Source organism: Luteimonas sp. MC1782 (genome assembly GCF_014164605.1).
Lineage (GTDB): Bacteria > Pseudomonadota > Gammaproteobacteria > Xanthomonadales > Xanthomonadaceae > Luteimonas.
In genome coordinates, this window is the sequence record NZ_JACJFT010000001.1 from 468747 (window position 1) to 481370 (window position 12624).

Below are 12624 nucleotides of genomic sequence, written 5' to 3' on the forward strand. Positions count from 1 at the left end.
GGACGCTGCAGCGCGCCGATGACCCGGTGTTCGCCACCGCCATCCACGACGGGCACGCACTGCGCCCGGAGGTCGCGGCCGCGATGCGCCTGCCAGACGACGAGCGCCTGCGCGAAGAGGACCCGTTCACCGGGCAGGCGATCGCCGGCGTGCCGGGCCGTGTGGTGGTGCACCGCTCGCGGTTCGAGGTCGACCTCAACCGCGGGGTGGAGCAGGCCGTGTACCGCGTGCCGGAACAGTGCTGGGGCCTTCGCCTGTGGGACGCGCCGCCGGACGAGGCCTTCGTGCAGCAGTCGCTGCGCCTGCACCACGCCTTCTATCGCACCCTCGCCACCGTGTTCGACGACCTCGTGCGCCATCACGGCCGGTTCGTGGTGTTCGACGTGCACAGCTACAACCATCGACGCGATGGCCCGGCCGCCGCGGCGACGCCGGCGGAGGATGCGCCCGAGGTCAACATCGGCAGCTGGTCGATGCCGCGCGGGCGCTGGGCGGGCCTGCTCGACCCGCTCATGGACACCATGCGCGCGGTCGACTTCAACGGCCGCCAGGCCGACGTGCGCGAGAACATCGCCTTCCAAGGACGAGGCGAGCTCGCGCGCTTCGTGCATGCGCGTTATCCGGAAACCGGCTGCGCGATCGCGCTGGAGTTCAAGAAGACCTTCATGGACGAATGGACCGGCGTTCCGGATCCTGCGGAGCTTGCGGGCATGCGCCGCCTGCTCGATGCCGCGGCGGCCCATGCCCGCGAGTGGCTGGCGGATGCCTGAGCCCGCGCACCCCGCGCCGCGCGTGCAGAAGCCGCCGGCACCCGACTTCGGCCTGGGCGCCTGGCGCCGCGAGCTCGACGCCGGCGGGCGCGTGCACATCGACCGGCCGTTGCCGTTCCTGGTGCTGAACCGCCATGCCGACGACGCCGCGAGCATCGCGCGCCGGCTGGCCACCATCAGCGCGGCGCACCTGGTGTGGCCGGAGGGTGGCGACGCCGATGCCGGCGCGGTCACGCGCCTCGATGCGGTGCTGGCGCACCAGGTCCGGGATTTCCCGAACTACCTGCTGCTGTGGCTGCACGACCTGCCACGCGATGCCTCGATTGCCGAGGACAGTACACGCCTGGAGCCGTTCCGCTTCACCGTGTCGGCAAGCGGCGGGGCTGCGGCCCACGCCGCCGCACGCCGCCTGCGGGTCGCGCTGGCCGGGGCCTGCATCGAGCTGCGTGAAGCCGTGATCGAAGAGTCCGGCATGCCCGACCTGCCTGCGGCGCTCGCCGCCCTGGTGGAACGCAGCGACGGCATCGGCGTGCTGTCGCTGGGTCTGCCGCGGATCTACCTCGCCCCGGGCAGCGATGCGGTCTATCCGCAGGTGTTCCACGAGCTGGAAACGCTGGCCTTCGATGCCGTGTTGCAGGCCCTGGCGGCATTCGTCGAGGCCGCCACGCCAGGCATCCGCGTTCCGCACCGCACCCTGGGGCGCAGCCGCTTCATCAAGGCCGCGGTGGCCGTCGACCGCGAACTGGCGGCCATCAGCGCGTCGTTCGATTTCCTGCTCTCGGTCTCGCCGATCAACACCGTCGAGGCCATGGAGCGCTACCACGCTGCCGGACGCGAGCATGCGCCGGAGTTCCGCTACCGGCCGTTGACGGTCAGTCCCGAACTCTCCAAGCGTGCGCTGTACTCGATCGACGTCAGCGCCGTGGAAGATCCCGTGCTTGAACAGCTGTTCCTGCAGAAACAACGCGAGATCGACCTGCAGCTGACCATGCTCCAGGGCCGCAACACGCCGGCGTTCAAATACGCCTCGATCATCCAGTACGGCGCCATCGAGGCACCACTGCTGGAGGAGGCGCGCGGGATCCTCGCGCGCGTCGACGCCACCGACGATCGCGAAGACACCGCCTGTGTCGATTGCCACGCGGTGCGCGAAGCCGCGGAAGCCGTGATTGCCGGCTACCGGCACAAGGCGTCGCTGTTCAAGGCCGAGGTCTGCCTGCGCGATGACATCGCCCCCGGGCTGATGGTGTCGGGGCGCTCGGTGCTGGTGTCCACCGCCACGCGCATGCGCCGCTGGCGGCTGGATGCGCTGCTGCAGCACGAAATCGGCGTGCACGTGCTCACCTGCGTCAACGGCGGCGCGCAGGGCCTGTCGATCTTCGGCAGCGGCCTTGCCGGCTACGAGGGTATCCAGGAAGGCCTTGGCGTGTTCGCGGAGTTCCTCGTCGGCGGCCTGGGTCGGTCGCGCCTGCGGCTGCTCGCGGCGCGGGTGGTGGTGGTCGATGCGATGCTCGACGGCGCGGGGTTCGTCGACTGCGATCGCATGCTGTGCCGCGATCACGGCTTCGGTGCGCGTGCCGCGTTCACCGTCGTCGCCCGTGTGTTTCGCTCCGGTGGCCTCGCCAAGGACGCGATCTACCTGCGCGGGCTGAACGAGGTCTTTGCCTGGGTCGCCGGTGGAAAGCCGCTGGACGCGTTCTGGACCGGCAAGATCGCCGCCTCCCATGTGCCGGTGGTCGATGAGTTGCGCGCGCGCGGAATCCTGCGCGAGCCGGCCGTGCTACCCGAATTCCTCTCGCGGCCGGAGGCGCGTGCCCGGCTGGCGCGCGTGCGCGGCGGCGAACCCTTCCTCGAACTTGTGCAGGGCTGAAACCATGCTGATCGCCTTCTATGTCAACGACCTCGAAACCGAGTACGCCGGCTACACCACCACCGTGCTCGCCCACGAGGCATCTCGCCGTGGCCACGACGTCTGCTACATGACGCCGGGCGATTTCGTGCTCGGCACCGACGACCGCATGCGCGCACACGTGCACCTCGTGCCGGCGCAGAAAACCGGCAAGCGCACGCAGGAGAAGTTCTTCGCCGACCTGCAGGCCGTCACCCGCAAGAAGCTGGTCGACATCACCGACATCGACGTGCTGATGCTGCGCAGCGACCCGTCGAACGACGCGGCGACGCGGCCTTGGGCGGAATCCGTGGGCGTGCAGTTCGGCCGACTGGCGGCCATGCGCGGCTGCCTGGTGCTCAACGACCCCGACGCGCTGGCGAAGGCAGCCAACAAGCTGTACTTCCAGTCGTTCCCGCGCGCGGTGCGGGCCGAGACCCTGATCAGCCGCCAGGCGTCGGACATCAAGGCCTTTGCCAAGCGGCATGCCGGCAACATCGTGCTCAAGCCGCTGCAGGGCTCGGGCGGGCAGGGCGTGTTCCTGGTGGACCAGAAGTCCGGCGGCAACCTCAACCAGATGATCGAGGCGATCGGGCGCGATGGCTACATCATCGCCCAGGCGTGGGTGCCGGAGGCGGAGAAGGGCGACATCCGCCTGTTCCTGATGAATGGCGTGCCGCTCGAGGTCGACGGCAAGTACGCGGCGATGCGCCGCGTCGGCGCCAAGGAGGACATCCGCAGCAACATCCACGCCGGTGGCAAGGCCAAGCCGGTGCGCATCACCGAGCGCGAACTGCGCGTCGCCGAACTGATCCGCCCGAAGCTGGTGCGTGATGGCATGTTCCTGGTGGGCATCGACATCATCGGCGACACCATCCTCGAGGTGAACGTGTTCTCGCCCGGCAACCTCGGCTCCTGCAGCGCGCTGGCCGGCGTCAACTTCGCCGAGCGGATCCTCGGGTCGATCGAGCGCAAGCTGGAAGTGGCCGCCGGCTTCCCGGGGCATTTCGACAACCGCGCGCTCGCGGTGCTGTGAGTCGCCACGAGGGAGCGCCGCGCGCGGTCAGGGACACCACAGGATGCGCAGCGGTGCGCCCGGCGTCAGGAACGCGCTGCGCACGGGGAACTCCGCCTGGTCGTCGCCGTCCAGCACGCGCTCGAGCAGGGCGCGCTTGTGCAGGCCGCGTATCAGCAGGAAGCGGCTGTGCGCTGGCGCCAGGCCAGCCGGCGTCATGCTGATGCGGCGCGGCCATTCGCCGGCACCCGCGCAGCCGCGGGCGTCCACCGCGACGTAGGCGCGTGTTGATGCGAGCGCGTCGTCCAGCCCGCGCATGCCCGGGAACAGCGACGCCGTATGCCCGTCCTCGCCCATGCCCAGCACGACCACGCCCGCGGCCTGCCGCGCGTGCATGTTGGCGGTGGTCACCGCCTCCTCGATGCTGCGCCCGGCACGGGTGATCGCTTCGAAGCGCGCGCGCGCGGCGTGGTTGCGCAGCAGCGTGTCGCGCACGAGGCGGGCATTGCTGTCGACGTCTTCGGGCAACAGCCAGCGTTCGTCCACCAGCGCCACGTCGACGCGATCCCATTCGATCGGTGCCCGCGACAGCGCGTCATAGGCCGGTCCCGAGGTGTGGCCGCCCGACAGCAGCAGGCGGGCGCGCGGTAGCTGCTCCAGGTCGCGCTTGAGCGCCGCGGAGATCGACACGGCGGCCGCCCAGGCCCATTGCGTGGCGTCCTGGAACGCCTGGAACTGCACGCGGCCCTCGAGCAGGGTGTCACCGGCGTGCACGGCGCCGCGTCCGCTCACACGGCGCGCCGACGCGGCGTGGCGAGTGCCGGCAGCGGTGCAGGGTGGGCGTGGGCGCCGGACAGCGGGTGCATGTCGTACATGTCGTGCATGTCGGCGCCTCCGTCGGTCAGTAGGGCAGCGGGTCGGCGAGTGCACGCCCGTTGCTGGCGATGACCCCCGAGTACCAGCGCGCACTGTCCTTCGGCGTGCGCTGCTGGGTGGCGTAGTCGACGTGCACGATGCCGAAGCGCTTGGAGTAGCCCAACGACCATTCCAGGTTGTCGAGCAGCGACCAGGCCATGTAGCCACGCACGTCGACGCCCGCGGCGATGGCGTCGTGCACCGCGCTGATGTGCTTGCGCAGGTAGTCGATGCGCAACGGGTCGCGCACGCGGCCGCCCTCCGCCACCGGCGGGTCGAAGAACGCCGCGCCGTTCTCGGTGATGTACAGGGGCAGGTCGCCGTAGGTGTCCTTGAACCAGAGCAGCAGTTCGGTGAGCGCCATGGGGAACACTTCCCAGCCGGTTTCGGTGTAGGTGGCACCCGGCTGGCGAACGGCACCGGCGCGCAGCGGGTAGCTGGCGTCGGCGCGGGTCACGCTGCGCGTGTAGTAGTTGATGCCGACGAAATCCAGCGGCTGGCGGATCAGTTCGAAGTCGGCGGCATCGATCTCGGGCCAGGCGTCGCCGAACACCTCGGCAAGCTCGGGTGGGTAGCAGCCGAGCAGGGCGGGGTGCAGGTACTGCTCGTTCATGTAGGCGTGCGCGCGCTTGACCGCGGCGGCGTCTTCAGTCGAGTCGCTGGCCGCATGCTTGGGCTCGATGTTGACCACCAGCCCGATCTCGTGCCGGCCCTCCGCGCGGTACGCCTGCACCGCGGCGCCATGCGCGCGCATCAAGTTGTGCGAGGCGATGGGTGCCTCGTAGCGGCTGCGGTGGCCGGGTGCCAGCGCGCCGTGCAGGTAGCCACCATCGGTGATCACCCACGGCTCGTTGAGCGTCACCCACTTCTTCACCCGCCCGTCGAGCGCGCGGTACAGGGTGGTGCCGTATTCGGCGAACCAGTCGGCGCAGTCGCGGTTGAGCCAGCCGCCCCTGTCGTCCAGGGCCGCGGGCAGGTCCCAGTGGAACAACGTGAGCAAGGGCTCGATGTCGTTGGCCAGCAGTTCGTCGACCAGCCGCGAGTAGAAATCCACGCCGGCCTGGTTGACGCGGCCGATGCCCTCGGGATGGATCCGCGACCACGACACGCTGAAGCGGTAGGCCTTCAGGCCGAGCTCGCGCATCAGCGCCACGTCTTCCTTCCAGCGGTTGTAGTGGTCGCAGGCGACATCGCCGGTGTCGCCGTTCAAGGTCATGCCCGGGGTATGCGCGAAGCGCGTCCAGATGCTCGGGCCGGCGCCGTCGGCCATGGGCGATCCCTCGATCTGGTGCGCGGCGGTGGCGGCGCCCCAGAGGAAGCCCTCCGGGAAGCGCAGGTCGCGGGTCGGGGGAGCATCGGTCGGCATCGTTGGCAGGTCCGGAGTCGTGCGGGCTGGAAGCGGTTACATGCCAGAATAGCGGAAGCCGTCCGGTGCGTTGTCAAGGCCGGGCGCGACGCGCGACGCTGCTTCGCGCGCCTGTTTCCACGCATGGGAGATGGCATTGGCGCAGGTGCGGCTCGACCACGTCCGCAAGGTCTACCCCGACGGCTTCGTCGCGGTGTCCGATGCCGCGTTCGAAGTCGCCGATGGCGAACTGCTGGTGCTGGTGGGCCCTTCGGGCTGCGGCAAGTCGACCCTGCTGCGCATGATCGCCGGGCTGGAGGCGGTGAGCGGCGGCACCATCGCCATCGGCGACCGCATAGTCAACGATATCGCGCCGCGCGACCGCGACATCGCCATGGTGTTCCAGAGCTACGCGCTGTATCCGCACATGAGCGTTGCCGGCAACCTGGGCTTCGGCCTCAAGCTGCGCGGGCATGACAAGGCCACGGTCGCCGCGCGGGTCGGCGAGGCGGCGCGCATGCTGGGCATCGAGGACCTTCTCGACCGCAAACCGGCGGCGTTGTCGGGTGGCCAGCGGCAACGCGTTGCGCTGGGGCGCGCGCTCGTGCGCCAGCCGCAGGTGTTCCTGCTCGACGAGCCGCTCTCCAACCTCGATGCACGGCTGCGCGCGGCGATGCGGGTGGAGATCGCGCGCCTGCATCGCAGCCTCGGCGCGACCATGGTCTACGTGACCCACGATCAGGTCGAGGCCATGACCCTCGGCCAGCGCATCGTGGTGCTCGACGGTGGCCGCATCCGCCAGGTGGACACGCCGATGGCGCTCTACGAGCGGCCGGCCGACGTGTTCGTGGCCACGTTCCTGGGCAGTCCTGCGATGAACGTGATCGCAGGCCACCTGGATGCCGATGGTGCAGGCTTCATCGCCGACGACGGCGCGCATGTCCCGCTGCCGGGGTTCCGGGTGCCGCAGGACTGGCCTGGTCGGCGCCTGTTGCTTGGCGTGCGTCCGGAGCACCTGCTGCGCGCGGAGCCGGGCGATATGGATGCCGGTGCGTTCGACGCGCTGGTGGAAGTGGTGGAGCCGGTGGGCAACGAGGTCTTCGTCAACCTCCGGCTGGGCGACCACGCGCTGGTCGCGCGGCTGCCGCCGGGCGTGCTGCCGCGCCCGGGCGAGGCGCTGTCGCTGCGCGTGGCGGTCGAGCATGCGCATGTCTTCGATGGTGCCGACGGCGCCGATGGCGTCCGGCTGGAGGCGGCTGCGGGAGGCTGACGCGGTGCGCGCGGCGTATTCGGGTCAACGCTGCCCGGGCGCTTCCGCGGGCGTGCGGATGCGCAGGAAGCGCGCGAACCGAGGTAGTCCGTTGCCGGTGTAGCCGTTGTAGCGATAGGTGACGAGGCTGCCCACGGGCGGCGGCGTGGCGCGTTCGGCATCGCTCAAGCCGCTGCCCAACCGGAAACGCGCCCCGTCGGCCCGCTCCACCAGCAGCGCTCCAAGCATGCCGGCGTATTTGCCGTTGCCGGGCAGGTGGGCCAGCACACGCGCCTCGGCATCGTCATGCGGCTTGAGTTTGCGGAGGCCTTCGCTGCGTCCGGCGGTGTACAGGGCGGCCCCGTGGTGCAGCATCAGTCCTTCGCCTCCGGCGGCCAGCACCGCCGCCAGCCGCGCCTGCAGGCCCGCTGCATCGGCCACCTGGGATTGCGCCACTGCGCGCAGCCAGGGCGGCGCGCCGGCGCCCGGCAGCGTGCGCATGGTCTCGACCCGCGCGGCGAACGGTCCACCGTGTCCGGGGAGATCGAACACCAGGAAGCGGACCGCGCGCCAGGCGTCGTCGTTGCTGCTGCGGCGCAGCAGGGCGGCGACCTCGTCGAAGCGTCCGCGGCCCAGCCAGAGTTCGCCGTCCATGGCCTTTTGCGGCCAGCCGGCCGTGAACCAGTCGGGCGGATCGATGGCATGCCCCGCGCGCGTCCACAGCCGGCGGCCATCCCAGCGACCGCGAACGCCGTCGAGCTTCTCGCTGATCCAGTAGCCGGCGATGTCACCCGGAGGGGCGTCCGCGGGCGCATCGTTGACGGCCGCGGCCTGCATCAGGCCGGGCTGCGCGGCTGGCACCGGTGCGGCGGCCGAGGCACAGGCACAGGCCCAGGCCAGCACGGCCACGCGCAGGGTGTCGGGGCGGCGTGTAGGGCGACGTATCATGGCGCGGTTCTCCGTTCGGGCGCCGTGCCAGCCTGCGTCGTCCCCGGTCAGGGCGCGTATCGGCTGCAGGCGCGGCCGGCGGTCGGGGAGTGCCGCACCTGCAGGCCGGCCGCCGGGGCCGGCAAGGGCCGCGGGGGGGCGGACTCGCGCCGCGGAGGTGCCGCTATACTCGAGATTGTTGCGGCCTGCCGCCGCCGAGGCCCCCAGACCGTCGCATGCGCCTGTCCACGATCAAGCTTTCCGGCTTCAAATCCTTCGTCGATCCCACCACGCTGCACCTGCCGACCAACATGACCGGCGTGGTCGGTCCGAACGGCTGCGGCAAGTCGAACATCATCGACGCCGTGCGCTGGGTGATGGGCGAGAGCTCGGCCAGCCGCCTGCGCGGCGACTCGCTGACCGACGTGATCTTCTCCGGATCGACCGCCCGCAAGCCGGTTTCGCAGGCCACCGTAGAGCTGGTCTTCGACAACAGCGACCACACCATCACCGGCGAGTTCGCCGCCTTCAACGAAATTTCGGTCAAGCGCCTGGTGTCGCGCGACGGCCAGAGCAGCTATTACCTGAACGGGGCGAAGTGCCGGCGCCGCGACATCACCGATCTGTTCCTGGGCACCGGCCTGGGGCCGCGCAGCTATTCGATCATCGAGCAGGGGATGATCAGCCAGATCATCGAGGCCAAGCCCGAGGACCTGCGCGTGTACCTGGAGGAGGCCGCCGGCATCTCCAAGTACAAGGAGCGGCGCAAGGAGACCGAGACGCGCATCCGCCACACCCGCGAGAACCTGGATCGCCTCGGCGACCTGCGCGAGGAGGTCGGCAAGCAGCTCGGCCACCTGGCGCGCCAGGCGCGCCAGGCCGAGCAGTACACCGCCATCCAGGCCGAGCGCCGGATCCGCGATGCCGAGTGGAAGGCGCTGGAATTCCGCGCGCTGGACGCGAAGCTGTCCAGCCTGCGCGAAGGGCTGTCGCAGGAAGAGACCCGCCTGCAGCAGCTGATCGCCGAGCAGCGCGAAGCCGAGCGCGAGATCGAGAGCGGGCGCGTGCGGCGCGAGGAGGCCATGGAGGCGCTCAACGCGGCGCAGGCCGCCGGCTACGAGGTCGGCGGCATGCTGGCGCGCGTCGAGCAGCAGATCGCGCACCAGCGCGAGCTGTCGCAGCGCCTGCTGCGCGCCCGCGAAGAGGCCGAGGACGCGCTGGCGGAGATCGGCCAGCACATCAGCGGCGACGAGGAGCGGCTCGCGATCCTGGCGGAATCCGTGGCCGAGGCCGAACCCGCGCTGGAGATGCTGCGCGAGGACGACAGCGCCCGCCAGGACGCGCTGCGCGACGCCGAAGCCGCGCTGGCCGGCTGGCAGGAGCGTTGGGATGCGCACAGCCGCGGCCAGTCCGAGGCCGCGCGTGCCGGCGACGTCGAGCGCACCCGCGTCGACTATCTCGACCGCCAGTCGCTCGAAGCCGATCGCCGTCGCGGGCAGCTGTCCGCCGAGCGTGCCGCGCTCGACCTCGATGCGCTTGCCGAAGCCTTTGAAGCCGCGGCCGCCCAGCACGAAACACAGACCATCGCCATCGAGGCCCTGGGTGAAGGCCTGGAGGCGCGCAAGCAGGCCGCGCTCGAACTCCAGGACCAGCAGCGCGCCGGTCAGCAGGCGCTGTCGGACGTGCGCAAGGAGGCGCAGGAAGCGCGCGGCCGGCTGTCCTCGCTGGAAACCCTGCAGCACGCCGCGCTCGGCCAGGAGCAGGGCGCGGCCATGGCCTGGCTTCGCCAGCACGGCCTGGATTCCGGCACCCGCGTCGGCGAGGCACTGCAGGTCGAGGCCGGCTGGGAGAACGCGGTCGAGGGCGCGCTCGGGCAGATGATCGAAGGCGTGCTGGTCGACAGCCCGGAGTCGCTGGTGGAAGCGCTGGCCGATCTCGGCGACGGGCGCATCGCGCTGGTGTCGTCGGCGGCCGGCGATGTGGATTTCGCGCCGACCTCGCTCGCCGCCCGCGTGCGCGGCCCGCTGGCGATCCGTCGCCTGCTGTCGCGCCTGCACGTGGCCGAGTCGCTCGACGAAGCGCGAGCACTCCAGGCGCGACTGGATCCCGCCGACTCGGTGATCACCCGCGACGGCGAGCGCTTCGGCGCCGGCTGGCTGCGCGTGCTGCGCTCGGGCGCCGCGCGCCAGGGCGCGCTGCTGCGCGAGCGCGAGATCCAGGGCCTGCGCGAGCGCATCGAAGAATTGCAGGCCCGCGAGGCGGAGCTCGAGGAAGCCCAGGGCAGCGGCCGCGAGCGCCTGCTCGCGGCCGAACAGGCGCGCGAGGACGTGCAGCGCCAGGTCTACCAGGCGCATCGCACGGTCTCGGAGCTCGCCGGCCAGATGCAGGGCCAGCAGGGCCGCCTGGACGCCGCGCGCAACCGCATCGGGAACATCGACGTCGAGCTGGCGCAACTCGCCGAAACGCTCGCGACCAGCGGCGAACAGGCGCGCGAGGCCCGTGGCCGCCTGGAAGACGCGGTCACGCGCATGGGCGACCTGGAAGCCACGCGGCGCGAGCTCGACGCCGAGCGCGCGCGCCTCAGCGAGGCCCGCGATGCCGCGCGCAGTGCGGCCCGCGAGTCACGCGAGCAGGCCCACGCGCTGGCCCTGCAGCTGGAATCGCAGCGCACCCAGGTGACCGCGCTGCGCCAGGCGCTGTTGCGCATGGGGGGGCAGCGCGGCCAGCTCGATGCCCGCCTGGGCGAGATCGCCGCGCAGCTCGCCGAAGGCGACACCCCGGTCGAAACGCTCGAGCAGCAGCGCCAGCTGGCCCTCGCCGAGCGCGTCCGCGCCGAACAGACGCTGGCCCAGGCGCGCAGCGCGCTGGAAGGCGTCGATGCCGGCCTGCGCGAGTACGAACAGGTCCGCCACCAGCGCGACGAGCAGGCCATTACCCAGCGTGAAGCCATCGCCCAGCGCCGGCTCGACCAGCAGGCGCTGGTGATCCACGCCGAGCAGCTGGCCGCCGCGGTCGTCGAGGCCGGCTTCGTGCTCGAGGACGTGGTCGCAGGCCTCGCCGAAGATGCCGAGGTCGAGGCCGCCGGCAAGCAGGTGCAGGACTTCGACAACCGCCTGCGCCGCCTGGAACCGGTCAACCTGGCCGCGATCCAGGAGCATGCCGAAGCCGCGCAGCGCAAGGAATACCTCGACAGCCAGGACGCCGACCTCACCTCGGCGCTCGACACCCTCGAGGACGCGATCCGCAAGATCGACCGCGAGACGCGCGGCCGTTTCAAGGACACCTTCGACCGCGTCAATTCCGGCGTGCAGGAGATCTATCCGCGCCTCTTCGGCGGCGGGCACGCCTACCTGGAGCTCACCGGCGAGGACCTGCTGGATACCGGGGTGGCGATCATGGCGCGGCCCCCGGGCAAGCGCGTGTCGAACATCTCGCTGCTGTCCGGCGGCGAGAAGGCGATGACCGCCGTGGCGCTGGTGTTCGCGATCTTCCAGCTCAATCCCGCGCCGTTCTGCCTGCTCGACGAGGTCGATGCGCCGCTCGACGAAGCCAACGTCGGCCGCTTCACGGCGATGGTCTCGGAGATGAGCCAGAAGGTGCAGTTCCTGTTCGTTACCCACAACAAGGCGACCATGGAGGCCGCGACGCAGCTGTCGGGCGTTACCATGCGCGAGCCGGGCGTGAGCCGGCTGGTCTCGGTCGACCTCGCCGAAGCGGCCCGCCTGGCCGGCGCCGCCTGAACCCGTACCGGAGAGCACGATGAGCGATGTATGGCTGTTGCGTTTGGGGATCCTGGTGGCAGGCGTCCTGCTGTTCGCGGCCATGTGGTACATCGGCACGCGCCCGCGCACCGGCCAGGGCCGGCGCGTCGAGAACCGCACGCCGCGTGACACCCGTCTGGAGCCCACGCTGGGCGCGCAGCTGGAGCGTGAACTCGGCGATGGCGGGCAGGCGCCCGGCGACGCCACCGTGCAGAGCGAGATGGAGCTGCTCGACGGCGCGGTCGGCGGCACCGCCGGCGCCACGGTCAGCGAGTACGGCCGCCGCGTCAGCGACGAGTTCGACAAGATCGTGACCCTGTACATCGCCGCGCGCGCCGGCCAGGTGCTGCGCGGACCGGACATCGTGGTTGCCGCCGAAAAGGCCGGGCTGACCTACGGCCACATGAACGTGTTCCACCGCCTGGTCGACGGCCACCCCGAGCGCGGGCCGGTCTTCAGCGTCGCCAACATCCGCAAGCCGGGCAGCTTCGAGATGGCCGAGATCCAGGCACTGGAAACCCCGGCGATCGCGTTCTTCCTCACGCTCCCCGCGCCGCTGCGCGCGCTGGACGCCTGGGACGCGATGCTGCCCACCGCCGAGCGCATGGCCGAGCTGCTCGACGGCGTGCTTCTCGACGAGCAGCGCAACGCCCTGGGCCGGCAGCGCATCGCGCACCTGCGCGAGGAGCTGCGCGGCTACGACCGCGAGCAGGAAGTACCGATCACCCGCAGCCCGGGCTGGTAATCCCGGGAG

General features: G+C 71.0%; 9 protein-coding genes. 6 read left to right on the forward strand and 3 right to left on the reverse strand.

The features are described from left to right. Window positions 1–26: 26 nt before the first annotated feature. From H5368_RS02325 to H5368_RS02335, 3 genes are read left to right on the forward strand one after another with little or no spacing between them, the layout of a single operon-like run. Window positions 27–770: an N-formylglutamate amidohydrolase gene (locus H5368_RS02325; RefSeq protein WP_220486480.1), complete on the forward strand. Its 744-nt coding sequence runs from the start codon at window positions 27–29 to the stop codon at window positions 768–770. Then, the gene (locus H5368_RS02330) at window positions 763–2640 is read left to right on the forward strand and encodes a tyrosine/phenylalanine carboxypeptidase domain-containing protein (RefSeq protein ID WP_182820951.1); all 1878 of its coding nucleotides are present in this window, start codon (window positions 763–765) and stop codon (window positions 2638–2640) included. Before H5368_RS02325 ends, H5368_RS02330 begins: the two co-directional genes overlap by 8 nt. A gap of 4 nt (window positions 2641–2644) precedes the next feature. Then, window positions 2645–3694, forward strand: coding sequence for a glutathione synthetase (locus H5368_RS02335; protein WP_182820953.1), 1050 nt, complete (start codon window positions 2645–2647; stop codon window positions 3692–3694). Window positions 3695–3721: 27 nt separating this feature from the next. On the opposite strand, the gene pgl is transcribed toward H5368_RS02335, so the two are convergent. Together pgl and H5368_RS02345 are read right to left on the reverse strand one after the other, a co-directional pair. After that, window positions 3722–4465 carry a 6-phosphogluconolactonase gene (pgl, locus tag H5368_RS02340; RefSeq protein WP_343203872.1) on the reverse strand — a complete coding sequence of 248 codons (744 nt, stop codon included), beginning with the start codon at window positions 4463–4465 and terminating at the stop codon, window positions 3722–3724. Window positions 4466–4574: 109 nt separating this feature from the next. Then, a complete protein-coding gene (locus H5368_RS02345) occupies window positions 4575–5954 on the reverse strand; it encodes a GH1 family beta-glucosidase (RefSeq protein WP_182820955.1) in 1380 nt (459 codons plus the stop codon). A 136-nt stretch (window positions 5955–6090) separates the two neighbouring features. Here H5368_RS02345 and ugpC point away from each other — a divergent pair, with 136 nt between their 5' ends. Next, complete coding sequence (ugpC, locus tag H5368_RS02350; protein WP_182823679.1) at window positions 6091–7203, forward strand: sn-glycerol-3-phosphate ABC transporter ATP-binding protein UgpC; 1113 nt, start codon at window positions 6091–6093, stop codon at window positions 7201–7203. Window positions 7204–7227: 24 nt separating this feature from the next. On the opposite strand, the gene H5368_RS02355 is transcribed toward ugpC, so the two are convergent. Next, window positions 7228–8130: a DNA ligase gene (locus H5368_RS02355; protein ID WP_182820957.1), complete on the reverse strand. Its 903-nt coding sequence runs from the start codon at window positions 8128–8130 to the stop codon at window positions 7228–7230. Window positions 8131–8345: 215 nt separating this feature from the next. On the opposite strand from H5368_RS02355, the gene smc reads away from it, so the two are divergent. Together smc and zipA are read left to right on the forward strand one after the other, a co-directional pair. After that, window positions 8346–11849: a chromosome segregation protein SMC gene (gene smc, locus H5368_RS02360; protein ID WP_182820960.1), complete on the forward strand. Its 3504-nt coding sequence runs from the start codon at window positions 8346–8348 to the stop codon at window positions 11847–11849. 19 nt (window positions 11850–11868) lie between these two features. After that, window positions 11869–12615 carry a cell division protein ZipA gene (zipA, locus tag H5368_RS02365; protein ID WP_182820962.1) on the forward strand — a complete coding sequence of 249 codons (747 nt, stop codon included), beginning with the start codon at window positions 11869–11871 and terminating at the stop codon, window positions 12613–12615. Window positions 12616–12624 lie beyond the last annotated feature (9 nt).